Source organism: Gammaproteobacteria bacterium (assembly GCA_040183005.1).
GTDB lineage: Bacteria > Pseudomonadota > Gammaproteobacteria.
Genome location: JAMPIW010000004.1, coordinates 194,585 through 220,428, shown reverse-complemented (window position 1 = coordinate 220,428; position 25,844 = coordinate 194,585). Strand labels below are relative to the sequence as shown.

The following is a 25,844-nucleotide window of genomic DNA, read 5'->3' as shown; positions in this document are numbered from 1 at the left end:
CGGGGCGGCAGGCACCTTCATTCCCCGAATTTCCCGTGATTGATTTCATCGGTCACACCCCAATTCAAGGGATAAACCCCGCGTTGTACAAAGCGGTGAAACGAGGAATGTGGCCAGTCGGCGGCACAAGATGCATGGCCGTGTTTGATGGGGTTGCGCTGTGCATGGATGCACGAGTGTCGCGGGCGCAGGATGTGCAGAAGCGGCTAATGGATATAGTCGATACGCCGCGCCATGTCCCGTTCGTCACGCACTGTATGCTCCCAGTAACGGCGTTGCCACAGTGTCGATTCCCGATACGTTTACGTTTCGAGGCGGTAATCCAGCCGGGGCGCTTATACGCCGCAGCGCACGCCACGCTTACCCGCCGTTTGATTATGCTCCAACGCACAGGGAAATCGACATCGTCCGGCGGTAATGTCCAAATACAATGCAAATGATCGGGCAGCAGCACCCACGCATCACCAGTAGCCCATGTCGGGATCGGTCATGCTGCGCTTGCGGCCGCGCAGGTCGTAGGTGAGCGTGGCGATGTTGGATTTGGGGTCGACGGTCTGGACGAGGTTGCCGAAGGGGTCGTAGCTGTAGCGGGTGAGGTTGCCTAGGGCGGTCGCTGACGACAGTGGTCAGGTGCGGATAACGGCGCCGTTGGGCGCGTTTCGGTGACTGTAGGCGCCGTAGCCGTAGCCACGAAAAATACGTAGAATTGTGGCAAGCAGAACCTGATCCTGTTTTTCGCAAGCACGACGCCAAACGCTGGATCGCTCGGGCCAGGCGGCTAAAGAGAATGCACGCAACTGATAACGAGGTGATGTATGGCAACGCCAAAAGAAGCCGCAAGACAGCTTATCGACCATTTGCCGGAACAGGCCAGTTGGGATGACATCATGTATGAGCTTTATGTGAAACAGAAGATAGAAGCAGGGTTGAAAGACGCAGAGGAGGGGCGCGTGATTCCCCACGAGGAGGTTAAAAACGAACTGCTCGGAAATTGGCCGTGAGACTGGAGTGGTCGCGCCAGGCGCGCGCCGACGTACGGCAGTTGCGCGCTTACATCTCGCAGGACTCACCCTTCTATGCCCGGCAATTTATCGAGCGGCTATTCAAACGGATCGACAATATACCGGAATTTCCGCAAATCGGCCGCTCCGTGCCTGAGGCCGAGCGCGAAGACATCCGCGAGATCATCTACCGAGGCTACCGCACCGCACCCGATCACCTACTCATCGTCACGGTGCTACACGGCAGCCGTGATCTCGTGGGACAAGAAAAAAAGCCGTGGGAGGAAGGATAGACAGCCCGGTAGGGCGCAATCCCGTAGCAAGTAGCCTGGGTTGAGCGTTGTTTGCGAAACCCGGGGCGGCAGGCACCTTCATTCCCCGAATTTTCCGTGATTGATTTCATCGGCCATACCCCAATCCAAAGGATAAACCCCGCGTTGTACAAAACGGTGAAACGAGGAGTATGGCCAGTCGGCGGCACAAGATACATGGCCGTGTTTGATGGGGTTGTAATGGATATAGTCGATATGCCGCGCCATGTCCCGTTCGTCGCGCAGCGTGTGTTCCCAATAACGGCGTTGCCACACACCGCGTTCGCGTTTGTTCATTCGTCCCGCAGTGCGGCGTTCACCAAGTGGAATACGCCGCGAGAAGCGTGATTTGATTTCACGCCACCGCAAAGCGTAGTCCGCATCGCCCGGCGGCAATGTCCAGATGCAATGCAAATGATCAGGTAAGACCACAATAGCGTCGATTTCAAAGGGACGTTCCAGCCGTACCGATACAAACGCAGCACGCAACTCGTCGATGCGTTCGATCAACAACCGCGATGCACGATCCAGCAGCGTCACCGTGAAAAAATAACTTCCTCCAGGAATGAAGTTACGGCGATAGGCGACCATTACAGTAGCAATTCAAATACATGGGGACAATTCGAGTCCACTATCCCGGGCTTCGCAACAACGCTCAACCCAGGCTACTTGCTTCGCAAGCTCAGCGCCAACCTGCCAGCCCAACTTACCGCGTTTGGCACACATCACATTTGTGATTTTCAGGTGATTTTTCACACATGTACCGCAACCGCTTTTCATCTATGCCGCCAGATTTATATGATTTGAGAGCTTCACAACGAGACTCTGGAAGCCAGTTAGCGGGATAATCAACATATTGATAATCACGATCTAGCATGCATAAAAACTGACGATCAGAATACAGACTCCTGCCACGTCCCCCCTCAGAAAATCGACCTGTTTCTACACCATTTACCCGCATGTTTTCCTGATCAGTCAATGGAAGTTTGGCCATTGCCAATTTCGACGCCCAATGGCTACATTCGATCCGGTCATTGATCGGTTGTTCATCTGTATATCCTACCGGTGGTATTAGTACTCCGCCTCGTGGAACAGCGCACCCTGCCAGTAAAACAGCGAATGTTATTAAACCGACATATGGCAAGTTACCTCGGTTGATAGCACCTATTTCCTCTCTCAACCCGCACCAAACCAACGTCAATTTCATCCGATACCCTCCAAGATGCCTGCACTACAACTAACGATCACCTATGTACTGGTTTAAAGACCAGACACCGTTACTCTTCTCGATAGCAACGTAAGCGGCGGACGGAAGCATCGTGCTTATGCTCCATACATTAAATAAAGCCAAGTAGGGTGGGCACGTAGTTTGTGCCCACGCCGTTATGTCATTCACCGAATGCTTCCCCCATCCCGGCCTCCACACCTCCCCAATCAAGCGCATAGACACCTTGCGCAACATGGCGGTGAAACGTTGAATGGGGCCATTCCGCCACCTGTTGGCATAACCCATGTTTGACCGGATTGTAATGGATGTAATCCACATGCCGTATAAAATCCGTTTCATCGCGGATTTGGTGTTCCCAGTAACGACGTTGCCACAGCGTCGATTCCCGATGTTTACGTTTCGATGCGGTAATCCAGTCAGGGCGCTTATACGCTGCGGCGCACGCCACGCTTACCCGCCGTTTGATCATGCTCCAACGCACAGGGAAATCGACATCGTCCGGCGGTAACGTCCAAATACAATGCAAATGATCTGGCAACAGCACCCACGCATCAATCGTAAAGGGCCGTTGTTCGCGCACCGCAACAATAGCGTCTCGCAACGCCGTGCGTACCGGCGTATCGCACAAAATCGGTTGGCGGCGATACGTCACCACCGTGAAAAAATAAGTGGCCCCCGCAGTATTGGCTCGGCGATAGCGCGACATAACGACATCATTGCATTATGAGTTAAGGTTTATTTTACGCGTGGGCACAAAAAACGTGCCCACCCTACCGGGCTTCCCCCATCCCGGCCTCCACACCTCCCCAATCAAGCGCATAGACACCTTGCGCAACATGGCGGTGAAACGTTGAATGGGGCCATTCCGCCACCTGTTGGCATAACCCATGTTTGACCGGATTGTAATGGATGTAATCCACATGCCGTATAAAATCCGTTTCATCGCGGATTTGGTGTTCCCAGTAACGGCGTTGCCACAGCGTCGATTCCCGATGTTTACGTTTCGATGCGGTAATCCAGTCAGGGCGCTTATACGCTGCGGCGCACGCCACGCTTACCCGCCGTTTGATCATGCTCCAACGCACAGGGAAATCGACATCGTCCGGCGGTAACGTCCAAATACAATGTAAATGATCTGGCAACAGCACCCACGCATCAATCGTAAAGGGCCGTTGTTCGCGCACCGCAACAATAGCGTCTCGCAACGCCGTGCGTACCAGCGTATCGCACAAAATCGGTTGGCGGCGATACGTCACCACCGTGAAAAAATAAGTGGCCCCCGCAGTATTGGCTCGGCGATAGCGCGACATAACGACATCATTGCATCATGGGTTAAGGTTTATTTTACGCGTGGGCACAAAAAACGTGCCCACCCTACCGGGCTACTGGGCTTACCGCGTTGTGTGTGTGTGTTACGGAGGTATGCCGCAATTCTCTTCCACACCCTCGAAACGCACATGCACAATTTTTCGTGTTACCGAGTCAAATTCACAAAAATAGGTACATATTCCCCCAGTCCAGCCATAACGAAGAAAATGTCTAGATTCCATGTTTCCATTCGGTAAAAGTTTTTCTTCGATCAGATTCTTCTGTTTCTGTGAACACAGCGACAGGGCAGGATCAACATCAACGCTACGACTCAAGGCGGCATTCAAGTGCGCCTTGAAATTTTCGTGCGGCGTAATCGTTGTGCATGCCAGAAGGAATGTCGATGCAACACCAAAAATCGCCAGACCATTCTTTACGTTTCTGGGTCGGGACTCCATAAAACGCACCTTCCTCATCCCTTGGATCGATCAACCGCAAGCTGAACCGCGATTGGTCCATCAAGTAGCGCACCATAAGTGACGACGGCCGCCGGCAACATGGTTCCGTAATTGGTAAACGTATTAAAAGGTAACCATCCCTTGTTGAAAATTTGATCGTGACCCGCGGCAATTGGATTCATCGTCGGGATGGAGTTGAAGATCTTGCTGAGAAACCCTCCCTGCTTATCAAAGTCCGTCCAGAAATCACCTGTCAAAGGCACGTTTTTGCCAAACACATTAGTTCTTGGCGGAACAGCAGGCAATCCTTGCGCATCTACTGTGCTGTATGCCCCACCCGGTAAATTTTCTCCGGGCAGCGGATTGGCCCCGAAATTCACCGCCTTTTCATACCCCCAATTCATAGACGAGGTAATACCCGACATCTTAAACCCGTCTTCAAATCTTCCGCCTTGCGCATCGGTGGTGATGCCTCCGACCGTCCCCGAAGCCAATACCTTGCTGAAACCAGACACGCCCGAAGCATTGACCGCTCCGAACAGCATCCCGGTTGTCGCCCCGCCCACCGCGCCTTTGAGGCTACCGTTGCCCATGATGCCACCCGCTACCGCGCCGCTTGCCATGCCGCTCACAATCGTTGCCGAGGCGGTGGCGGCCGCATACTGAGCGCCCGTTATCGCCATCGCACCGCCTGCCGAGCTGATCGCAGACCCCATAAATGCACTATATGCCGCGCCTCCTGTATACGCCGCCGCCACGACCGCCACCACTACCTTCACCGTCTCCCTAAACCACTTCTGCTGCCAAACCTTCTTATACCCCGTCGGGTCAGTATACTTCAACGGATTATTGGTGACATAGCTGTAGCGGTTCAGTTCCTGGCTGTCGCTGGGGTTGTGGATGTACGGGTCGGCGCTGGTGAAGCGGGCGAGGCTGGGGTCGTAGACCCGCCCGTTCATGTTGATCAATCCCTGGCCCGCGCCCCAGTAGTGTTCATGCCCGGTATAGCCGCGGCTGGCGCTGAGCAGTGAGGGGCTGTCCTGGCCATTGGTCAGGCGGAGTTTGCCGAAGGCGTCGTAGGAGAAGCGTTCGACGACGGCGCCGGTTGCATTGGTGATGGCGTCGATGGAGCCGAGGTGGTCTTTGTGCAGGTAGCGCACCACGGGGGTGGGGTTGGTGATATCCAAGGTATAGATGGCAACCGGGGTGGCGCCGGCATGGATGTAGTGGGTGTGTGTATTTAACACTTTCTCGTAGAACGTGCCCGCGCCCGGGTACGGATTGAGATAAACCGTACATGCCGAGTTAGAGCCACATGTCACCATGCGCTCGTGATAGGCGTCGTAGACGTATCCAGTTACGCTGCCACTGCCCGCCCGCTGGAACTGTCCTATTTTATTGAAGCTGGTATACGTGAAATACCGCCCATTGTTGTTGCCATAGCTGGCACTGGTCATGTTGCCGTTGGCGTCATAACCATAGCTGGCGTTGACCACGCCCGCCGTGGCGGTGGTACTGACGGCGTGGGGTTTGGCGCCGTAGGTGTAGGTGCCGATATCGGATTTGCTGGTGATGTTGCCGATGCTGTCGTAGGCGTAGGTCTTGGGCGCGGGGCCGCTGACGGAGGTCAGGCGGTTGAGGGCGTCATAGGCGAAGGTTTCGGTGACGCTGTTGATGGCGTCGGCACGACTTTTGAGATTACCGAGGCTGTCGTAGGTATAGCCAAGTAGGGTGGGCACGTAGTTTGTGCCCACGCCGTTATGTCATTCACCGAATGCTTCCCCCATCCCGGCCTCCACACCCCCCCAATCAAGTGCATAGACACCTTGCGCAACATGGCGGTGAAACGTTGAATGGGGCCATTCCGCCACCTGTTGGCATAACCCATGTTTGACCGGATTGTAATGGGTGTAATCCACATGCCGTATAAAATCCGTTTCATCGCGGATTTGGTGTTCCCAGTAACGACGTTGCCACAGCGTCGATTCCCGATGTTTACGTTTCGATGCGGTAATCCAGTCAGGGCGCTTATACGCTGCGGCGCACGCCACGCTTACCCGCCGTTTGATCATGCTCCAACGCACAGGGAAATCGACATCGTCCGGCGGTAACGTCCAAATACAATGCAAATGATCTGGCAACAGCACCCACGCATCAATCGTAAAGGGCCGTTGTTCGCGCACCGCAACAATAGCGTCTCGCAACGCCGTGCGTACCGGCGTATCGCACAAAATCGGTTGGCGGCGATACGTCACCACCGTGAAAAAATAAGTGGCCCCCGCAGTATTGGCTCGGCGATAGCGCGACATAACGACATCATTGCATCATGGGTTAAGGTTTATTTTACGCGTGGGCACAAAAAACGTGCCCACCCTACCGGGCTGTGAATGGCATAGGCGGCGGGAATCTGCACGTTAGCACCGTAACCTCAGGCGGCACAAATGTCTGCTGCTTCAGCTACACCCCCGGCACCCCGGCTCCGAAAACGGTAAAGGTGAAATGGGTGGCGAGTGGCTGTACGTACATAGAGATCAAACGCAGTGACTACATATCAACAAGAGCGCATCATTTCTTCAAAACCCTGGAAGCCCCCGTTGACCCCAAAGTCCCCGCCAACCCCGGTTATTTCGAGGTGCATTTTTACCCCGATGGCCATGTGGAGGCGGCAATTACCGAACATAGCTCGCCGCCACGATTGATATTGAGCGAAGACCGCGAAGACCGTTCCGATTACCCGAGGTGTCCCGATGACCAAAAACCAAAAGAGTAAAGGCGATAAAATCGCGCCAGGCCTGGCTCAATCAAAAAATGCTTTACAAGCCAGCGCTGAACTCGCCGATCAACCCACGGCGGCAATGGATGCCGCCAACAAAGCGGCGGGCTCTAAAATCGCTAGCAGTCTGGGCGCGGCAATGGCGGCGCAAACGGCGAGCCCCCCCGTGATCAGTTGCCAGCAACTGTTGTGGTTCAGTTTCATTTTTTTGACGGCACGGGCAATAACATGGACGCCGACTTGGGCAAGTTGGAGCATAGTAATGTCGTTCGCCTATATCGGGTACATCCTAAAGATAACGACATCACAGGCACCTACCGCATCTACGTCCCCGGCATCGGCACCTATTTCAAGGAAGTCGGTGACAAAGGCGGCACGATAACTGGCAACGGATTCGGCGCCGAGAGGAAAAAGCGTCTCGATTGGGCGCTGAAGCAGTTTGACGACAAACTCGCGCCCCATCTCGCCCGCGCCTTTATCCGCGACTTTATCGCCAAGCGTTGTACCCAAATCGGCGCAGGCCTGCAACTGAAGCAAGGCAAATGCCCGTTACGGGTGCGTTTCATGGGCTTGTTTGATACTGTGGCCTCGGTCGGTGCGCCCATGAGCGCCAACAATCTCTCAGTAACACGGACGGATAGAATGACTGTGGCAAATGCGGCCCGCGCCATCGGCGGCGCCTTCGAATATGCTGTTACCAAAGCATCGCCTAAAACACTGCGTGCGGTCGATATCGCCTTCGGCGCGCCGGGCGCAGACCCCGCGCCCGGCATTGCGGACGGCCACGGTGACTGGGCTGACGGGCTGCACATCCCCCCGGCGGTCGAACAAGCCGTCCACTTTGTTGCGGCGCATGAAGTGCGTAATTCCTTTCCAGTAGACAGCGTGTGCGATGGCGGCATCAAACCCGGCAACTGCAAGGAGATGGTGTATCCGGGTGTGCATTCCAATGTGGGTGGCGGCTATCGGCCGGGGGAGGAGGGCAAGAGCGGTTATGCTAACCAGATGTTAAGTCAGATTGCTTTGCGCCATATGTACGATGAGGCGCTGGACATGGGCGCCCCCTTCTTGCCGGAAAAAGCGTGGCAGCAAGATAATAAAGATGATTTTGATACTTCAAACGCATTAAAAGAACGCTACAACCATTACATGTCCCTCGCAGGCTGGGGCGGCAAATCCCTCGGCAAGACGATGAACGCCCATATGGCGGTGTACCACGCCTGGCGCTTTGCGCAGATTCGGCGCAAGCAAAAGGGCGATAAATCCCTGGCGGGGCGGATTGAGGGCAATGAAGCGCAGTACAGTGCCGAACGGCAAAAAGCAGATCGCGATATTACCGAGTTGACACGTAAGGAAATGCACGCGCGCTGGGACGTTACGCGAGCGGAAATGGAGCGTTCTCACTACCTCCAACGCCAAGGCTACGGAAACATCACTCCCGCCAAGCTCAAACCTTACGATGACAACATTGCCGCCGCACAACAGGCGCACAGCGTTGCCCAGGACGAGCTGCTGCGCGCTAAGGCGAGGCGTGACACTCTACCGGGGGAGGGTGATGCGTTAATCAAAAACCTGGAACAATACGATGCGCAACTGATCGCCGATGCCCAATCCCTGCGTGACGCGTGCCTGCATGATCTCGCCCGGCGCAGCCGATTACGGCCGCATTACCGGGGCTTGCTTGAAGCCTACGAGAACGAGTTTTTCTTGAACAAAGGGCTGGCCGATGAAAAAATATTCGCCTTCTTTGAGAGCCACATCCACGACTCGCTTGCGGGCTTTGCACAAGATTCGACCTTGCCATCCGATCCTCACGTGGTTTATCTTGGCAAGGACGTGAAGTCGCAACATTCGATGAACGAGAAGCTGGACGTATTCACTGAACAACAATCGGTGCCCGCATGAGGCGTGCGGCGCAGGGCGGGTGAATTATCACTTGATCGCATTGGCACGCAAAAACATGCCCACCACAAAAAAGCTATTCACATGATCCCGTTACTTGAAATCAAAAACATCGAGTGTCGCTATAACAGCAACACGGTAGTGCGCGATCTTTCGCTGCGTATCAATCAGGGTTCGCTGGCCTGTCTGCTGGGGCCGAGCGGTTGCGGCAAGACCACGGTGCTGCGTGCCATCGCGGGATTTGAGCCGGTTTACGGCGGGGAAATCGTGTTGCGCGGCAGCGCCGTTTCTCGCCCCGGCTACACCCTCCCGCCAGAGAAGCGCCGCCTGGGGATGGTGTTTCAGGATTACGCGCTGTTCCCGCACATGGATGTCGCGTCCAACATCGGTTTCGGTCTGCGCGGCACCTCAAAAGAAGACAGGCGGCAGACGGTTGCGCGTTTGTTGGAGATAGTGGGATTAGGCGGGCTGGGCAAGCGCTATCCTCACGAACTCTCGGGAGGCCAGCAGCAGCGTGTCGCCCTGGCGCGGGCGCTGGCGCCACAACCCGAAATGATCCTGATGGACGAGCCTTTCTCCAATCTCGATGTCGAATTACGTGAACGGCTCGGGTTGGAGGTGCGTGATATTCTCAAAAGCCAGAATATCGCCACCATCCTGGTTACGCACGATCAGCAGGAGGCGTTCGCGCTCGGTGAGATGGTGGGGATCATGCACCAGGGGCGCATACTGCAGTGGGATACGCCGTTCAATCTCTATCATGAACCTGCCAACCGCTTTGTCGCCGACTTCATCGGCCAGGGGGTGTTTCTCGCCGGGAAACTGCTGGCCCCCGACACTGTAGAGACCGAGGTTGGCGTGATTAGCGGTGACCGCGCCTATCCCTGGGCGACGGGCACCAAGGTAGATGTGCTGCTGCGCCCCGATGATATCGTGCCCTGCATGGAAAGTACTCTGCGCGGCGAAATTCTCAACAAGGCCTTCAAGGGCGCGTCGATCATGTACACGCTAAGGCTGGCCAGCGGCAGCAAGGTGCTCGCCCTATTCCCCAGCCACCATGATCACGCCATCAGCGAATGGGTGGGCATCCGCATCGCGGCGAATCATCTGGTGACATTTCCGCATGAGGGCGGGCTTTAAGCCGGACCCTGTTTCACTGTTTCGATATAAGCTAACGCCTTATCAATCCGCCGCAACGTCCGCTCGCGCCCAATCAGGGCGACCGTCACGTCAATCGGCGGCGACACGTCTGTGCCGCACACCGCCACGCGTAGCGGTTGGGCGAGCTTGCCCATCTTCAGGCCGTGTGCCTCTGCGATTTCCGTCACCGCTTGATGAATCCCCTCGGCGTTCCACTCCTGCAAGTCGGAAAGGCGTGTGCGTAACGCTGTCAGGATATCCCGAATCTCGGGTTTGAGGTTTTTAGTGGCGGCTTTTTCGTCAAAGGTGTCGAAATCCCGGTAGAACAGTACGCTGTTGTGCGCCATTTCCACCAGTGTCTTGGCACGCTCACGCTGCGCCTTGACCACCTCAACCAGCTCCGGGCCGGCGGCAGGATCAATGCCGAGGCGCCCCATGTGCCAGCTCAAATGATGTGCTACATGGGCAGGATCGCCGGTCTTGATGTAGTGCTGATTGAGCCATAGCAGCTTGCCGGGGTTGAAGGTGGATGCGGATGTGTTGACATCGTTGGTGTCGAACAGCCGGATCATTTCGTCGGCCGAAAATATCTCCTGATCGCCGTGCGACCAGCCCAGCCGCACCAGATAGTTCAGCACAGCCTCGGGCAGAAAACCGTCCTCGCGGTATTGCATCACGCTTACCGCGCCGTGGCGCTTCGACAGACGTGCGCCATCTTCGCCGAGGATCATTGGAACGTGGGCATAGACCGGCGGGGTGGCTCCGAGTGTTTTCAGGATGTTGATCTGGCGCGGTGTGTTGTTGAGGTGGTCGTCGCCGCGAATGACGTGCGTTACGTTCATGTCATGATCGTCCACCACGACGGTGAAATTATAAGTGGGTGTGCCGTCTGATCTCACGATGATCAGGTCATCCAGCTCGTTGTTGCTGAACGTGACCCGTCCGCGGACTGAGTCTTCGACCACGACGGAGCCCTCTTGCGGATTCCTGAAGCGGATCACCGGACGCACGCCGGGCGGAGGAGCATCTTGCATGTCCCTGCAATAGCCGTCATAGCGCGGCTTCTCTTTGTTTGCCATCTGTTCGTTGCGTAGCGTTTCAAGCCGCTCTTTGGAACAGTAACAGTGATAGGCCTTGCCTTCGGCCAACAACTGTTGGGCTACCTCGCGGTAGCGGTCAAAACGGTCGCTCTGTGAAAACGGCCCCTCATCGTATTCCAGGCCCAGCCATGTCATCCCTTCCAGAATCGCATTCACCGACTCCGCCGTGGAGCGTTCCAGATCGGTATCCTCGATGCGCAGGATAAACGTGCCGCCGTGCTTGCGCGCATACAACCAGGAAAACAGCGCGGTACGGGCACCGCCGATGTGGAGATAGCCGGTAGGGCTGGGGGCGAAACGGGTGCGGACAGTCATGGGTATTCCTTTATGAAATCATGCTTTCAAGGCGCACAGGCGGCTGTTCAATTATGTTGTGGCATTGTAGCGGAAAAGCCGGGGTGGGGCTAACACGCGTCCACATGAAGATGTGGCTGTGTTTAAGTAGACACGAGGCCGATACAATTTAAAGTATACTAAAGGTGCCCTTTTTTCACTTGAGACAATTTTTAGTTTTAATAACCACCGGATGAGAACCCATGCGGCATTTTGATGTTGATCGACGCCTGATGAAAAGTTCGTGCTTTTTGGCGGGTGTTTTTTGCGTTCCCGTTTTATCCCATGCCGCTGATCCCCTGCCGGATGCCGTGCCGCTGCTTGCCGTGACGGCGGAGCAGTGGGCGAGCCCGCGCAATGGCGAGGTCATCGTATCGATGCCCCCGCTTGTGGCTGTGATGCAGGATGTCATGAGCAGGCCTGCGAGCCGTATTGCGCTACGTCATCCCGGTGGCGAGGAAGGCATTGCGTGGGCGCAGGATCTGCGCGACTGGCTGGTAGCACTGGGCATGTCTTCAGATCGCATTGAGGTGGTGCAGGGTGGCGCTGGCGGTGCCATTGAGCTTGCTGTTCTGGCCGCACCCAGTCATAACACGGGGAAGGAGGGCGCCGACCCATCGGGTAGCGCAGGCATGGCGTCCTTTCCTGTTGTGGATATTCCTCCGATGGATCAAGGAGAGACCCCATGAGCCGCGTCGCCGCAATTCAGATGGCTTCCGGGCCGAGCGTCAGCGCCAATTTGCTGGAGGCCGCCAGATTGATCCGCAATGCCGCGCAAGCGGGTGCGGAACTGGTCGTGTTGCCTGAAAACTTCGCCATTATGGGTATGACGGAATTCGACAAGGTCAAGATCCGCGAGCAGGACGGGCAGGGGCCGATCCAGGATTTTCTATCCCAACAGGCCGCAAAGAACGGTGTCTGGCTGGTGGGCGGCACTATCCCACTGGTGGCGAACAGCCCCGGCAAAGTGCGCGCCGCCTGCTTGCTGTTCAATGCCAAAGGCGAGCGTGTGGCGCGTTACGACAAGATACATATGTTCGACGTGCGCGTCGAAGAAAGCGGGGAAAACTACGTCGAATCGGAAACGATTGAAGCCGGAGACACGACGGTGGTGGTGGACACTCCTTTTGGTAGGCTGGGCCTGGCGGTGTGTTACGACCTGCGTTTCCCTGAGTTGTTCCGGCGCCTGCTGGACGATGGCATGGAGCTGGTCGCGGTGCCATCGGCGTTTACCGCTATCACCGGCAAGGCCCACTGGGAAACGCTAGTGCGCGCCCGCGCCGTGGAGAATCTGTGCTATGTGGTTGCCGCTGCCCAGGGAGGCTATCACGTCGGCGGACGCGAAACCCACGGCGACAGCATGATCGTCGGGCCGTGGGGTATAGTGCTGGATCGCCTGCCGCGCGGCTCAGGGTTTGTCAGCGCGGAGATTGACCGTGGCCGCCTGGAGAGCATTCGCCGCAACTTTCCATCGATACAGCACCGCAAACTGCGATGTGCATAAAAAATCATAAAGATGTTGGCGCGCACAACAGCGGCAATTTTTTGCTTTTCACCTCATGAAAATCCAAGCATGGAATTTTAGAGGTTCCCATTAAGCCAGAACTCGGAATTCGAAATCATGAATACATCGCTTGATATTGCCCGCCACATTCTGCTTGCCCCTTCGGGCCTTACCGAGGCGGACCTGCACGGCGTGCTGGGCCAGGTGTTGACTCACGCGGTAGACAGCGCTGATCTCTACTTCCAGGCCACGCATTACGAATCCTGGTCGCTGGAAGATGGCATCGTCAAGGAAGGCAGTTACAGCATAGATCGCGGCGTTGGCGTGCGCGCCATCAGCGGTGAAAAAACCGGCTTCGCCTATTCCGATGAGATCGCTCTGCCCGCGCTGACCGAGGCCGCCTTCGCCGCGCGTGCCATCGCCCGTAGTGGGCAGCAACATCGGGTAAAAGCCTTGTCAGCCGTCGCAGGGCATCGCTTGTATTTGCCTACGAATCCGCTTGGAACCTTGCCCGAGCAAGATAAAGTGGCCTTGCTGGAGTCGCTGGACGCAGAGGCGCGCAAGCAGGATCCGCGCGTCAAGCAGGTAATGGTCAGCCTCGCGGGCGTCTATGACGTGGTACTGGTGGCCGCGTCCGACGGCACACTGGCTGCCGATGTGCGTCCGCTGGTACGCGTCAACGTGAGCGTGATCGTCGAACAAGATGGCCGTCGTGAGCAAGGGTCAAGCGGTGGTGGTGCGCGTGCCGGTTACGAATTTTTTTCAGGAGACGGGCGTGCTCTGGGCTATGCGCGCGAAGCAGTGCGGCAGGCGCTGGTCAACCTCGATGCGCGCGCCGCGCCTGCCGGCGCCATGCAAGTGGTGCTCGGGCCGGGCTGGCCGGGTGTGTTGCTGCACGAGGCGATCGGCCACGGACTGGAAGGAGACTTCAACCGCAAAGGCACCTCCGCGTTCGCCGGGCGCATCGGCGAACGCGTCGCCTCCCCACTGTGTACCGTGGTGGACGACGGCACCCTGGACAGCCGCCGCGGTTCGCTCAATGTCGATGACGAAGGCACCCCCACGCAACGCACCGTGCTCATCGAAAACGGCATTCTCAAGGGCTACATGCAAGACAAAATGAACGCCCGCCTGATGGGTGTCGCCCCTACCGGCAACGGCCGTCGCGAGTCCTACGCCCACCTCCCTATGCCGCGCATGACCAACACCTACATGCTGGCCGGCGAGCATGATCCACAAGAAATCATTGCCTCGGTGAAAAACGGCCTGTATGCCGTCAACTTCGGTGGCGGCCAGGTCGACATCACCTCCGGCAAATTCGTCTTCTCGGCGAGCGAAGCTTACATGATCGAAGACGGTAAAATCACCTATCCCGTCAAAGGCGCCACCCTCATCGGCAACGGCCCCGACGTACTCACCCGCGTCAGCATGGTCGGCAACGACCTGAAGCTTGATACAGGCGTCGGCACCTGCGGCAAGGAAGGCCAGAGCGTACCGGTCGGCGTGGGACAGCCGACGCTAAGGGTGGATGGACTCACCGTGGGCGGGACGAGCGCTTCGTAAGCCAGTAAATCATGAATTTATCCGCCATTCTCGTCGTCAGCTTTCCGGCTCAAGTGGAGAGCTGTATGGCCCGGCTCGACACGCTACCTGGTGTCGCCGTCCACCATTCCGATCCTGCCACGGGCAAGATAGTCGTGATCCAAGAGGCCGCTTCAACTGACGCCGAGGTCGAAGGCTTGAAACGCATCAAGGCGCTGAACGAGGTTTTGATGGCGGAAATGATCTACCATTATTTTGAGGGCGATGAGACGCTGGAAACAGCGATGCCCGCTGGTCTCGATGAGTTTCAGGGGCTGGGAGAATTACCCGAGTTCTTGAATCCGCGCAAGGAATAACACCCTCAACACCGCTATTACGCCACGATTGTGCTGGATGTGCGCCTCGTGGTCGCGCCAGAACAACGCTAGGACCAATCTATAGCGAGAAGTTACGCATGAGCATTACCCGTCGCGATTTTTTAAAAACCTGTCTAGCCGCTGCCGCGGCAGCCAGTGTCGGCATTTCCCTGAGTCCAGCCGCCCAGGCGGCGGCGCGTAAGATCGATGAGGGTTGGCGCTGGGATAAGGGCGTGTGTCGGTTCTGCGGTGTCGGCTGCGGCATCCAGATCGCCACCAAGAACGGTCGTATCGTCGCCACCAAGGGCGACCCCGACTCACCCGTCAATCGCGGCCTCAACTGTATCAAGGGCTATTTCAACGGCAAGATCCTCTACGGTGAAGACCGCTTGACCCAGCCATTGCTGCGCATGAAGGATGGCAAGTTCAATAAGAAAGGCGACTTCGTGCCGGTCTCCTGGGAGCGCGCCTTCGACGAGATGGAGATGCAATTCAAGCGGGCCTATCGCGAACTGGGTCCCACCGGCGTGGCGGTGATGGGCTCCGGCCAGTACACCATTCAGGAAGGTTACGCAGCTGTGAAGCTGATGAAGGCCGGTTTTCGCAGCAACAACATCGACCCAAATGCACGGCACTGCATGGCCTCGGCCGTGGCCGGTTTCATGCAGACCTTTGGTATCGACGAGCCTTCTGGTAATTACGACGATATCGAAGAGACCGACACCATGGTGCTGTGGGGCGCCAACATGGCTGAGATGCATCCCATCCTGTGGACACGCATCGTCGATCGCCGCCTGTCGAACGAGAAGGTGCGCATCGTCAATCTCAGCACCTACAGCAATATGTCGTCCGACATGGCCGACCTGGAGATCATCTTCAAGCCGCAGACCGATCTGGCGATTCAGAATTTCATCGCCCGCGAGATCATCAAGCGCGATGCGGTCAACTGGGACTTCGTCAAGAAACACTGCGCCTTCGCCACCGGCCCTTACGATATCGGTTACGGCATGCGCGACAACGACAAGTTTGCCTTTGATGCTGAAAAAGACACCCAGGCCAAACAACTTCAGATCAGCCTCGACGCCGCCGAGGCCATCGGCCAACGACGCAAGGCGGGTGAGCAGGTAGTGCAGGCCAACAGTAATTCAGCCGGCAAACACTGGCTGATCGAATTCGAACATTTCAAACAGGCGCTCGAACCTTACACCCTGGATTTCGTCGCCGAACTGGCCAAGGGTGATGCCGACGAACCGTTGGCCCAGTTCAAGGCCAAGCTGCAACAGCTGGCCGATTACTATATCGAGGATCAGCGCAAGGTGGTGTCGTTCTGGACCATGGGGTTCAACCAGCATCAGCGCGGCACCTGGGCCAACGAGCAGGCGTACATGAATCATCTCTTGCTGGGCAAGCAGGCCAGCCCGGGCAACGGCGCCTTTTCGCTCACCGGCCAGCCCTCGGCCTGCGGCACCGCTCGCGAAGTGGGCACCTTCGCCCATCGCCTGCCTGCCGACATGGTGGTCGACAATCCCAAGCATCGTGCCTTCGTCGAAGAGATCTGGAAGTTACCGGCCAAGACACTCAACCCCAAGGTCGGCAGCCACATCACCAAGATCATGCGCGATCTGGAAGACGGCTCGGTCAAATGGCTGTGGGTCCAGGTCTGTAATCCGTTTCAGGGTACGGCCAATGCCAATCACTGGATTAAGGCTGCGCGCGAAATGGATAACTTTATCGTGGTGGCTGACGCCTATCCCGGTATCTCGACCAAGGTGGCTGATCTGGTTTTACCCGCAGCGATGATCTTCGAAAAGTGGGGCGCCTACGGCAATGCCGAGCGCCGCACACAGATGTGGCGCGAGCAAGTGCCGCCGCCCGGCCAGGCGCGCAGTGATATCTGGCAGATTTTGGAATTCTCCAAACGCTTCAAATTGAAAGAGGTGTGGGGCGAGCAGGCCATCCCCGGCCTCAAAGACGAGGGCTTTGCCCCCAACACGATGCCCGATGTGCTCGACTCTGCCAGGCAGATGGGCTATTCACCCGACAGCACGCTGTACGATGTGCTGTTCGCCACTGCCGAAAATAAAAAGATCAAGTGGCCCGACCCAATCGCCAAGGGGCACGACAATCACACGGTCAAAGTGCTGGGCGACGGCTGGTTTGTGGAGAAAGCGCTGCTCGAAGAATATACCCGCTTGGGCCGCGGCCATGGCCATGATCTGGCACCCTTCGATCTCTACATGCACGACGACGTGCGCGGTCTGCGCTGGCCGGTGATCGATGGCAAGGAAACCAAGTGGCGCTTCAACGAAGCCTATGACCCCTATGTCACCAAGGGCAGCGGCTTTGAATTCTACGGTGATGCGATGAAGTCCCTTCCCAGTGGTGACCTCGACGCCATCACCAACAGGGAGCTGGTCAAGCTCGACGGCAAGGCCAAGATATTCTTCCGCCCCTATGCCGCGCCGGTGGAACAACCGGATGGAGACTACAACATGTGGCTCTGCACCGGCCGGGTGTTGGAGCACTGGCACAGCGGCACCATGACCCGCCGCGTGCCGGAGTTGCACCGCGCCGTGCCCACCGCCATGTTGTACATGCATCCGCGGGATGCCGAGGCGCATGGCCTCAAGCGCAAGGACGTGGCCTGGGTCGAATCCCGCCGCGGCAAGATTAAGGCGCTGGTGGAAACCCATGGTGGCCGAAATCGCATGCCGCGTGGCACGGTGTTCGTGCCATGGTTCGACGAAGGGGTGTTTATCAACAAGCTGACCTTGGATGCCACCTGTCCGATCTCGAAACAGATTGACTTCAAGAAGTGCGCCGTCAAGGTCTACAAGGCCTGAGGAAAAGAGATGAAGAATACAATCACAAAAGCAGCACTGACTGCCTGTCTGGCAGGCTTGATGAGCATCGCCCAAGCGGCTGACGGCATCGCCGAGAGTGACATGGGGCTGAGCAAGGCCAGCGTGTTTGATGTGCCCGCCCCGGCGCCGTTCAACTACGAGGGGGTGATGCCGGGTGGCAACCCTGTATATAAACGTGCCTACCCCGGCGCACCGCCGCAGATTCCGCACAATATTGAATTGATGATACCGGTAAAAGCGACCGTCAATTACTGCCTGAGCTGCCACGGCCGTGCGGAGCAGCTCAGCCAGCCGTTACAGGGCAAGCCCACGCCTATTCCAGCCAGCCACTATACTGATCTGCGCCATGTGCCCGAAAAGGTCGGTAGCAAGGTGGTCGGCGCGCGTTATGTCTGCACCCAGTGTCATGTGCCGCAAGCGGACGTCCAACCGCTAGTAAAGAACAAGTTTTGATCTGGAACATGTCATGTTCAGCAGATGATATGGATACTGGGCGCCGCTCCTTTCCGCGTGGCACCTTGCTCACCCGTGGGGGCAGGGAGGCACTAATAGCGAGGCAGGGGCCAGAGAGAGGAGGGGTCTAACACATCAACATTTCCCCCTGACTCCCCTCAATTCTCTGCACCGCCCGACTTACCGTCATAGGATGCACCCCGAAATGCTCGTCTATGACCATCGAAATGTGATGCCCAGGGCATTCTGAACACCAGCTTAACAATGTCAACGAAGCAGTGAACGAACTCGAAGCGGAAGCTGCATAATTTTGCTGGGGCATAGTGCCAAATGATTTCCGTCACGTTCGAAGGAATACGTTATAGCTATTACGCTCTGTGAGTTCTGTTCAGTTACGAACAGTTTCGTTATAAAACTGGTGCCGGCGGAGGGAATCGAACCCCCGACCTACTGATTACAAATCAGTTGCTCTACCAACTGTGCTACGCCGGCATAATGACATTTAAAATATAAAACACACGCTTCCGCATCACGGTAGCCGCACATTCTATGGCACATGCCTGCTAAAGGCAATCATCATCGGCAAGGGCGCGGCTGCTGCTGAATGCTGGAAAATTCCCCAGGGAAGCTGCCGGAAAGCTCTTGCCATAACGAATCCGACACTGTGTTACCGTCGTTTGCGTCTAAATCCAGCCAATATTCCCGCTGCTCCGTGGCGGTACCCTCGCGCAAGCTCGGTTTGAATCCCCGCCCCATAATTTGGATGCCGACACGCTGCGCATCCTCGCTCGATGCAAAAGGGCCGAGTGTATAACAGATCGTCGCCGGGGTCTTGGCAACGGCTGGTTGCGGCTTGCTTTCCGGCGGAGGCGCGGCCGGGGGCTGCTGGCCTGCCTCGCTCAACAATGTCAATGTCTTCACCGTGCCGTCCAGTGGCAATGCTATGGGTGTTTGCGCGCCGCTTTCTTCTTGCCGGCTATATTGCCAGCCAAAAAAAGCCGCGTTCAAGACCAGCAATAGGATGAGCAACCATTTCATGGCGTCTTCGTTGCGATAATCGCCAATCCTTGCAATACCAGGTCTGGCTCATGACGATAGGCGCCCGCGAGAAGCACGAGGAGGGCGGGGGCATCACCGCCGGTGATCACGCATGTCATCTCCCCGCGAATCTCTGTGGCAACGTCGGCAACGACGCGGTCAATGACCGCTACGGCTGCGTACAGCGTGCCGCCCTGAACGCCGCCCTGGGTGTCGCGCGCCAGAATAGTTGCCGTGCCGGTCGCACGAGGTGATTCCTGTGCTATGCCTTTGGTGTTGTCCACAAGGGCATTGCGCATCATTGCCAGCCCCGGCACGATCAGCCCGCCCTGGTGCTCGCCGTTCTTGGTCAGAATGTCTATGGTGATTGCCGTGCCGCAATCAATAATGCAGGCCGCGCCTTTCACGTGATGATAAGCGGCGACCATCGCCGCCCAGCGGTCTACTCCCAGCTTGCCCGGCTCGACATAGGCATTGCGTATGCCAAAGGCGGTACGCTGAGGCACTACAAACTCGGCGCGCAACTCCCATGTCTTTTTTACCCATGCCGCCAGCTTGTCGCCAAACGACTGCCCCGCCACGTTCGCGACCACCACGCGGTCAGGCCGGGGAAGTGCGCCCCAGGTTTCATCCGCGAAGCTGTGGAAACTTTCTTCGGGCCGAGCGGCGCACCCCGTATCGCTAAAATCGAGAGCATCATGCTCAACGCTGGCCCATTTGATACGGGTATTACCAGCATCCACTAATAACATTGTCACTGAATTCGCCTACTGAATAGGGCGCTATTGCGCGCCTATTCCCTCAAGAAACCATCCTTAAACTTACTTCGCCATACGGAAAATGCCGTATGACACCATTATCATCCAGAATCAGCGCGCCGGAGGCATCAATACCTCGCCCCACGCCTGTTATGGAGTCATTGTGCAACTGCAAGGTTACCGGTTTGCCATTGGCGGCATCAAGCCGCATCCATTCACCATGAAATGCGGATAAGCCGTCTGCTTCAAATTGGCGCAACGCCAGTGCCAGGTGCCGCAGCAATCGTCCGGCGACCTCGTTGCGTGATACAGGGGCATCCAGCGCCGTCTCCATGTCGACCCACGGCTGATCTATCATAGCCGGTGTTTGGCGCGGCATGCGCACGTTCAGGCCTATGCCCACCACCACGCTGCACGCACCGGAGAGTTCACCTGTCATCTCCAGCAATATGCCGGCCAGCTTGCGCCCCTGCCATAGAATATCATTAGGCCACTTCAGCTCCACATCCGGCATCCCTGCGTCTTGCAGTGCGCGCGTTACCGCCACCCCCACGGCTAGTCCCAACCCCGACAGAGACTCTGGGCTCAGCGCAAAGCGCCACAAAACGGAAAGGTAGATGTTGGCGCCAAAGGGAGATATCCACGCCCTGCCGCGCCGCCCGCGCCCGGCTTGCTGGCGTTCCGCCAGGCAGACTTGTCCGGAGAGTGCTCCCAGCCTTCCTTTCTGCATCAAATGGCGATTGGTGGAGTCGATATCATGATGGATTTCCAGATCCGGCAACAGGGCGCGCGCCTCCTCAGGCACGAAACAGAGAATGGCATCACGGTCCAGCAATTCCAGGGAATGAGCAAGGCGGTAACCCTTGCCAGACACTGCATGCAGAACGATATCCCACTCTGCGAGGGTTTTCAGGTGTTTCCAGACTGCGCTACGGCCCATACCCAATGTCGCGCCCAGCGCTTCACCGGAGTGAAAATGCCCGTCGGAGAGGATGCGGAGAAGTTGATAAAGCGGTTGCATCCGGTGATTTTATACCAGACCACCGGATTTTGTTGCACTCGTAAGTGTGTCGCCACAAAAAAGCGGCGGCTGGAGCCGCGATGAAAACGCCATTGCTGCACGAGTGCATTCATGCGCATCGGATGGAGGGCACGGCTTCGCGCCCCCCATTACTCGTAATCATCCATCCTGCCGTCGGCCCAGTCCTCACGCATGAGATCCATATCCTCATATCCCTTGTAATCATCGCCATCGACTGTGTCGTAGGCGCCCGCCAGATCTTCCGGCGGAGAAGCGGTCTCCAGGCCCAGCGCAGCCCAGGTGTCAAGGTCGAACTCTTCCACCGTGCCGTCATAATGCTGTACGTCGACAGTGCCATCGGCTTCGTCAACGGCTACCACTTCGAACAAATTGCCTTCGGGCATTTTGTACCAATCACCGATAATGGGTTCAAATGGAACTTGCATTTGTTTTCCTCCGTCACATCACGTCAGCCAAATCTGCCGTTATGCCGCTTAAAGCACGGTATCTTGCAGTAACATGTTATTTGGCAAGTAAAATAAATCTCTCAAGCGGGATGGCGCAGCGGAGCTCCATTCCTGCCGCCACCATTTCCTTCGCTACCTCTTTTATAGTCGAAGAAGACGCTCCAGTTCAAGGTATGTATCGGCAAGGCAATATGCATCTTGAGAGTCCTGTTGTCAGGTAATTGAACAACCCAAAACCCCCGGCCTACTTAAAAAGACTGACACAGATATTTGAGAATTAACACTAAATCAGGTACCTTTAAGCATACGGCCGCGCTCTAGCGCATGTGCATGTGATCGAGATGTTGATAGCTATCGGAGGTTTCGACCATCAATAGAACTCTCACTCTTACCGATACAGATCAAGAACGACCTATTATTACACCTGAAGGAGACCGACATGAAACTACCTTTGCAGATTACCGCCCGCGATGTCTCCCTGTCTGAAACAGCCGAAACAGCCATCCGTGAGAAAGCCGCCAAGCTGGACACATTCTACGACAAAATCATGGCGTGCCGCGTGCTGGTGGAGGCGCCGCACCGCAGCCAGCACCAGGGCGTACTCTACAATGTGCGCATTGACCTGACCGTGCCTGGTTCGGAGTTGGTGGTAAAACGCGAATCTCATGAGGATATTTACGTGGCAATCCGCGACGCTTTTGATGCGGCACGGCGCCAGTTGCAGGATTTTGTACAACGTCAGCGAGGTGAAGTGAAGGCTCACCAGTACGAATAGGGAAGGCGAGGGCGCTGAAAGGCGCCCGCCTGAGACCCCTGAAAAATCTCATGGATGGGGTTTTTCAGGGGTTTTTTATTTTCAAGCACCGCTCAAAAGCTATGCGAAACTCCCATTATCAAACCATAGCGCGGCACCAGGTTTGTTTCATTCACATACTGATAAATGGGCAATTGCACATGGGCGTAAAGCACCGTGCTATCCGAGGCCTGCGCCTTTATGCCGGGCGTGAGGTAGGTCCAGGTGCCGCCGGTGCTGGGCACATTGTATCCCTTGAACTCATCCCGCGGAGCCTGGCGCATGTTGATCTGCAGGCTGGCGGTAAGCGCTTTTTCCGCGACATTGAAGAGATAATTCACCCCGCCATTGACGAGCAAGGTGTTGCCAAACCTGTAATCCAGGTCATTTTTTGTGGTGAGTTGATACGAAGCGGAGGCAAAGGCATCCATGCGGTGTGGCTTGATCTGATAGGCGTAATAAGCCGAAACCAGGCCGTCCCACGAGCCGGTGCCGGGCATGACAGTGGGTTCGTTGATGGCGCCGCTGCTATTGAGGAGTTTGTATTCGCCGGTCGGCGCCTTAATGCCCGCTCCTGCGACCAGCAGATGCCTGATGCTGGTATGCAAGGCATATTTGCCGATCAGGCGCAGGTCACCCAGGCCGCTGAAGGTTTGGGATGAGAAATGTTCTTCCTTGACCCCGGCGTGTTCCTCGATGACGAAGTGTTCATGCAGGCGATTGTTCATTAGTGGCATGGCGAGCGTCACAGCAAATTTGCGGGTAACGCCGTAGCTGAGGTCCAGCTGCATCAATTCATTATTCGTGCGCACCTCGCGGTGGTGATTGGGTTCAATCTCGCCCTTGCCGAAATCGATGCCCGGCGTCAACGCTTCCGGGGCGCGCTCGCTGCCCTGCTGGGCGCGGCTCATCGGGATGAATCGGTAGGACAAGTCCATAATGAGCTGCCCCGGATTGGCGATGCCATCCTGCGTGCCGGTAACAAGAAAACAGTTGGCCGAGCCGCAACTGGCATGGGCAGTGGGCACGCTCACGACTAGCCACAAGGCGGTTATAGCGCTCACTGCGGCATAAGCTGATTTTTGCATGGAATTCCCCGTTGCGATTTGTTTGAAGCCGGATGAGATAAAGAGATAACGATGTTAATGGGAGGGGATGCCCAGGGGAATGCGGCATTATGTCGCACCACCCTATGGCAGAATCCGGAACCTTTCAACCTAAAAACCTCCGTTGGAACCGTAGCGAGAATGACCAAGGTGTTGAAGATGGGTGAAAAAATCGCGAAATATTCCGCAGCCGTAGCCTACCGCTACGGTGAGGACAGATTTCGCGATTTTTTCGCGCAGATTCGGCGCATTAGGCGTTCGCAGTAGGTTCCAACGGAGGTTTTTAGGTTCAACCTACATGCGCCATTCGAGGCCAGCGTAAACTGCCCTGCCGTCGCCGGGAAGAAACTGGCGGGAATCCAACCCCATGGCGTTTGCGATGACGCCCGTGGAGGCCGCATACTTTTCATTGGTGAGATTTTTGCCCTCGACAAACCAGGCGTATCCTTTGTCCACCCGATAGCCCAGTTTGAACCCCAGCAGTGCATAGGCATCGGCGAACAGGGTGTTGGCGTGATCCACGGCATATTTGCCCGGCGACCACTCTACGTTGGGTCCGAAATAATACCCTTCAGGGGTACGGTAGAGGAGATCGGCGCGGTAAAAATGTTTTGGGATGCCGGCCAGTTCCTTATTGCCGAACACAGGATCGTTTCTGAAGCGGAAGTCGTTCCACATATAGGTCTGACGCAGTACCAAACGCTTGATGAGTGTGGCATCAAGGCCCAACTCGACGCCTTGGTGTAAAGTGGCATCCGCGTTGATAGTGCCGCGCGGGTTACCCAGCGGATCGGTAAGGCTCAATAACTCATCCTTGACCCGCGCATAGTAATACGCCGCATCCCAGCGCATGCCGTTCGATGCCCCGCGCGTGCCCAACTCCAGTGTGGTTGCAGTCTGTTGCCTGACCGGCGTCACCGTGGGGCCACCGGCCAGCTCTCCGAACGAGGGTGGCTCGAAGCTGCGGCTCACATTGGCAAACACCTGGGACAGCGCATTGATCTCATGACGCACGCCGAGTTTCGGGCTGACGCCATAGTACACCTTGTCCACGCTGTTATCGGCGCCGTCCGCGAGGAACAGATCTTTCAGCTTGCGCGAGGCGCGTGATAACTGCGCCCCGGCAACTAGGGCCGTGGCGGGTTGAATGTAATGCTGATTCTCCGCATACAGGTCAAGGTTTGCAGAGGTCTGCTGGCTTTCGTTGGTGCGCGCCCCGCGTGCGCCGTTGACGTTCCTGAAGCGGTCATCCTTTGCGGTGCCGCGCACCGGGCTAAACCCGACCGTCAGAATATTCTTTCGCCCCCCCAGCGTAGCGTGCGAGATATAGCGCAGTTCCGCGCCGTAGTCATGTGAAGCCACGTCCAGTACCTGGAAAATTGGATGGAACAGATCTTTGTACGAATAGAACAGCATTGCCTCCAGGCGCTGGTCACCCCAGTGATAGACAGTTTTATTGGAAACGCGCGTCAAGTTGAAGTCGCGCTTGTAATTGCCCGTAATATTTGCAGGCGCTGCGAGGCGCGGGTTGGTTTCAAGCTCGGCCTTGGTCGAGTTGCCGGGAAGTTCCGAATCCGTATTCACGTAGCTGAGATAAAATCGCGTTTCAAGGTTGTCGTTGAGGCGCAGGCCGTAGTTGCCTGACAGGCGCTGGTTGTTCTGCCGGGCATGGTCGCGGAAGCCATCCTGCGAAAAATGCGAGAGAGAAACATAATAATCCGATTTTTCCTTCACTCCGGCGAGGCTCGCCTGGCCGCGCAGGTAGCCGAAACTGCCAGTCTCCAGCCGCGCCTGCACGGGCGGTGCATCATACCCCGAAGGTGAAACAAAATTGATCGCGCCACCAAGAGTGGTGGAACCATATTGAAGCGCATTGGCACCGCGGAACACTTCGATATAGCGCGCGGTGAGCGGCTCCACCGCCTGGAAATCACCGCCGCCATCGGCCAGGTTGAGCGGAACGCCGTCCTGCATCAGCTTGATGCCGCGCAGATGGAAGGTACGCTGAAGACCGGAGCCACGTATCGACAGCCGGGCCTCCTCTCCCCCGAATCTTGGCTGCACAAAAACACCTGGCGAGAAGCCCAGCGCATCCTGCAATGTGGTGGCACGCCCGGTTTTGTATGTTTCGGCATCGACAATGTCGACCCCGCCGGGGATAAGATTGATCCGCTGCCGGGCGGTTTCGATGGAGGGTGGCGTCAGGATGGACCCTGCTCCCGCTTTTGACGCCGAAACCACCACCTCCTTCAGCGTTATATTTGTACTATCTATTGTTTCTGCCCAAGCGGCCGTCCCCGCCATGCTTGCGTATATGCCCGCCAACACGGAATGAAGCGAAAACTTTGTTAAGACGTTCATCGATACTCCGCGATACTATGAATTGAT

The 25,844-nt window shown here is 56.6% G+C and carries 28 protein-coding genes and 1 tRNA gene; 13 read left to right on the top strand and 16 right to left on the bottom strand.

Features of this window, described 5'->3' with window-relative positions; all coding sequences use genetic code 11:
• Positions 1-134 precede the first annotated feature (134 nt).
• From M3A44_05150 to M3A44_05140, 3 genes are all read left to right on the top strand, one after another.
• On the top strand, positions 135-440 hold the full coding sequence (locus M3A44_05150) for a hypothetical protein (protein MEQ6341041.1): 306 nt from the start codon (positions 135-137) through the stop codon (positions 438-440).
• Positions 441-815: 375 nt separating this feature from the next.
• Positions 816-1,001, top strand: coding sequence for a hypothetical protein (locus tag M3A44_05145; protein MEQ6341040.1), 186 nt, complete (start codon positions 816-818; stop codon positions 999-1,001).
• The gene (locus tag M3A44_05140; GenBank protein MEQ6341039.1) at positions 998-1,294 is read left to right on the top strand and encodes a type II toxin-antitoxin system RelE/ParE family toxin; all 297 of its coding nucleotides are present in this window, start codon (positions 998-1,000) and stop codon (positions 1,292-1,294) included. Before M3A44_05145 ends, M3A44_05140 begins: the two co-directional genes overlap by 4 nt.
• 78 nt (positions 1,295-1,372) lie before the next feature.
• Here M3A44_05140 and M3A44_05135 read toward each other — a convergent pair whose 3' ends face one another.
• The 7 genes from M3A44_05135 to M3A44_05105 form a co-directional block, all read right to left on the bottom strand.
• Complete coding sequence (locus tag M3A44_05135) at positions 1,373-1,903, bottom strand: transposase (protein MEQ6341038.1); 531 nt, start codon at positions 1,901-1,903, stop codon at positions 1,373-1,375.
• Between the two features lie 115 nt (positions 1,904-2,018).
• Positions 2,019-2,519, bottom strand: coding sequence for a hypothetical protein (locus M3A44_05130; GenBank protein MEQ6341037.1), 501 nt, complete (start codon positions 2,517-2,519; stop codon positions 2,019-2,021).
• A gap of 181 nt (positions 2,520-2,700) precedes the next feature.
• Positions 2,701-3,246, bottom strand: coding sequence for a transposase (locus M3A44_05125; protein MEQ6341036.1), 546 nt, complete (start codon positions 3,244-3,246; stop codon positions 2,701-2,703).
• Between the two features lie 64 nt (positions 3,247-3,310).
• Positions 3,311-3,850, bottom strand: a complete 540-nt coding sequence (locus M3A44_05120; GenBank protein ID MEQ6341035.1) for a transposase — start codon at positions 3,848-3,850, stop codon at positions 3,311-3,313.
• A 102-nt stretch (positions 3,851-3,952) separates the two neighbouring features.
• Complete coding sequence (locus M3A44_05115; GenBank protein MEQ6341034.1) at positions 3,953-4,306, bottom strand: hypothetical protein; 354 nt, start codon at positions 4,304-4,306, stop codon at positions 3,953-3,955.
• Between the two features lie 14 nt (positions 4,307-4,320).
• Complete coding sequence (locus M3A44_05110; protein ID MEQ6341033.1) at positions 4,321-6,060, bottom strand: hypothetical protein; 1,740 nt, start codon at positions 6,058-6,060, stop codon at positions 4,321-4,323.
• A 9-nt stretch (positions 6,061-6,069) separates the two neighbouring features.
• Entirely contained in the window at positions 6,070-6,615 is a 546-nt protein-coding gene (locus M3A44_05105; GenBank protein MEQ6341032.1) for a transposase, read from the bottom strand.
• Between the two features lie 74 nt (positions 6,616-6,689).
• Here M3A44_05105 and M3A44_05100 point away from each other — a divergent pair, with 74 nt between their 5' ends.
• Positions 6,690-7,076 carry a DUF3304 domain-containing protein gene (locus M3A44_05100; protein ID MEQ6341031.1) on the top strand — a complete coding sequence of 129 codons (387 nt, stop codon included), beginning with the start codon at positions 6,690-6,692 and terminating at the stop codon, positions 7,074-7,076.
• A gap of 69 nt (positions 7,077-7,145) precedes the next feature.
• Here M3A44_05100 and M3A44_05095 read toward each other — a convergent pair whose 3' ends face one another.
• A complete protein-coding gene (locus tag M3A44_05095) occupies positions 7,146-7,283 on the bottom strand; it encodes a hypothetical protein (GenBank protein ID MEQ6341030.1) in 138 nt (45 codons plus the stop codon).
• Positions 7,284-7,307: 24 nt separating this feature from the next.
• Between M3A44_05095 and M3A44_05090 the strand changes: the two genes are divergently transcribed.
• Both M3A44_05090 and M3A44_05085 read left to right on the top strand, forming a co-directional pair.
• Positions 7,308-8,984: a DUF2235 domain-containing protein gene (locus M3A44_05090; GenBank protein MEQ6341029.1), complete on the top strand. Its 1,677-nt coding sequence runs from the start codon at positions 7,308-7,310 to the stop codon at positions 8,982-8,984.
• A gap of 81 nt (positions 8,985-9,065) precedes the next feature.
• Complete coding sequence (locus M3A44_05085) at positions 9,066-10,121, top strand: ABC transporter ATP-binding protein (GenBank protein MEQ6341028.1); 1,056 nt, start codon at positions 9,066-9,068, stop codon at positions 10,119-10,121.
• On the opposite strand, the gene gltX is transcribed toward M3A44_05085, so the two are convergent.
• On the bottom strand, positions 10,118-11,536 hold the full coding sequence (gltX, locus tag M3A44_05080; protein ID MEQ6341027.1) for a glutamate--tRNA ligase: 1,419 nt from the start codon (positions 11,534-11,536) through the stop codon (positions 10,118-10,120). The two genes, M3A44_05085 and gltX, sit on opposite strands and share 4 nt — an antisense overlap.
• Positions 11,537-11,757: 221 nt before the next feature.
• On the opposite strand from gltX, the gene M3A44_05075 reads away from it, so the two are divergent.
• From M3A44_05075 to M3A44_05050, 6 genes are all read left to right on the top strand, one after another.
• Entirely contained in the window at positions 11,758-12,243 is a 486-nt protein-coding gene (locus M3A44_05075; protein ID MEQ6341026.1) for a hypothetical protein, read from the top strand.
• On the top strand, positions 12,240-13,058 hold the full coding sequence (locus M3A44_05070) for a carbon-nitrogen hydrolase family protein (protein ID MEQ6341025.1): 819 nt from the start codon (positions 12,240-12,242) through the stop codon (positions 13,056-13,058). The genes M3A44_05075 and M3A44_05070 overlap by 4 nt, the downstream gene beginning before the upstream one ends.
• Positions 13,059-13,175: 117 nt before the next feature.
• The gene (tldD, locus tag M3A44_05065) at positions 13,176-14,621 is read left to right on the top strand and encodes a metalloprotease TldD (protein ID MEQ6341024.1); all 1,446 of its coding nucleotides are present in this window, start codon (positions 13,176-13,178) and stop codon (positions 14,619-14,621) included.
• A gap of 11 nt (positions 14,622-14,632) precedes the next feature.
• Positions 14,633-14,956 (top strand): chaperone NapD, encoded by a 324-nt coding sequence (locus tag M3A44_05060; GenBank protein MEQ6341023.1) that lies wholly within the window; start codon positions 14,633-14,635, stop codon positions 14,954-14,956.
• A gap of 98 nt (positions 14,957-15,054) precedes the next feature.
• Complete coding sequence (gene napA, locus M3A44_05055) at positions 15,055-17,799, top strand: nitrate reductase catalytic subunit NapA (GenBank protein MEQ6341022.1); 2,745 nt, start codon at positions 15,055-15,057, stop codon at positions 17,797-17,799.
• Between the two features lie 9 nt (positions 17,800-17,808).
• Positions 17,809-18,273, top strand: a complete 465-nt coding sequence (locus tag M3A44_05050) for a nitrate reductase cytochrome c-type subunit (GenBank protein MEQ6341021.1) — start codon at positions 17,809-17,811, stop codon at positions 18,271-18,273.
• A gap of 416 nt (positions 18,274-18,689) precedes the next feature.
• Here the strand turns inward: M3A44_05050 and M3A44_05045 are convergent.
• From M3A44_05045 to M3A44_05025, 5 genes are all read right to left on the bottom strand, one after another.
• Positions 18,690-18,765 (bottom strand) — tRNA-Thr (locus M3A44_05045).
• An 84-nt stretch (positions 18,766-18,849) separates the two neighbouring features.
• On the bottom strand, positions 18,850-19,311 hold the full coding sequence (locus M3A44_05040; protein ID MEQ6341020.1) for a hypothetical protein: 462 nt from the start codon (positions 19,309-19,311) through the stop codon (positions 18,850-18,852).
• Positions 19,308-20,063 carry a type III pantothenate kinase gene (locus M3A44_05035; GenBank protein MEQ6341019.1) on the bottom strand — a complete coding sequence of 252 codons (756 nt, stop codon included), beginning with the start codon at positions 20,061-20,063 and terminating at the stop codon, positions 19,308-19,310. The genes M3A44_05040 and M3A44_05035 overlap by 4 nt, the downstream gene beginning before the upstream one ends.
• A gap of 49 nt (positions 20,064-20,112) precedes the next feature.
• Positions 20,113-21,090: a bifunctional biotin--[acetyl-CoA-carboxylase] ligase/biotin operon repressor BirA gene (gene birA, locus M3A44_05030; GenBank protein ID MEQ6341018.1), complete on the bottom strand. Its 978-nt coding sequence runs from the start codon at positions 21,088-21,090 to the stop codon at positions 20,113-20,115.
• Between the two features lie 149 nt (positions 21,091-21,239).
• Positions 21,240-21,536: a hypothetical protein gene (locus tag M3A44_05025; protein MEQ6341017.1), complete on the bottom strand. Its 297-nt coding sequence runs from the start codon at positions 21,534-21,536 to the stop codon at positions 21,240-21,242.
• Between the two features lie 460 nt (positions 21,537-21,996).
• Here M3A44_05025 and M3A44_05020 point away from each other — a divergent pair, with 460 nt between their 5' ends.
• Positions 21,997-22,332, top strand: a complete 336-nt coding sequence (locus tag M3A44_05020) for an HPF/RaiA family ribosome-associated protein (GenBank protein ID MEQ6341016.1) — start codon at positions 21,997-21,999, stop codon at positions 22,330-22,332.
• 92 nt (positions 22,333-22,424) lie between these two features.
• On the opposite strand, the gene M3A44_05015 is transcribed toward M3A44_05020, so the two are convergent.
• Together M3A44_05015 and M3A44_05010 are read right to left on the bottom strand one after the other, a co-directional pair.
• Complete coding sequence (locus M3A44_05015; protein ID MEQ6341015.1) at positions 22,425-23,438, bottom strand: transporter; 1,014 nt, start codon at positions 23,436-23,438, stop codon at positions 22,425-22,427.
• Between the two features lie 312 nt (positions 23,439-23,750).
• A complete protein-coding gene (locus tag M3A44_05010; protein MEQ6341014.1) occupies positions 23,751-25,817 on the bottom strand; it encodes a TonB-dependent receptor in 2,067 nt (688 codons plus the stop codon).
• Positions 25,818-25,844: the final 27 nt, after the last annotated feature.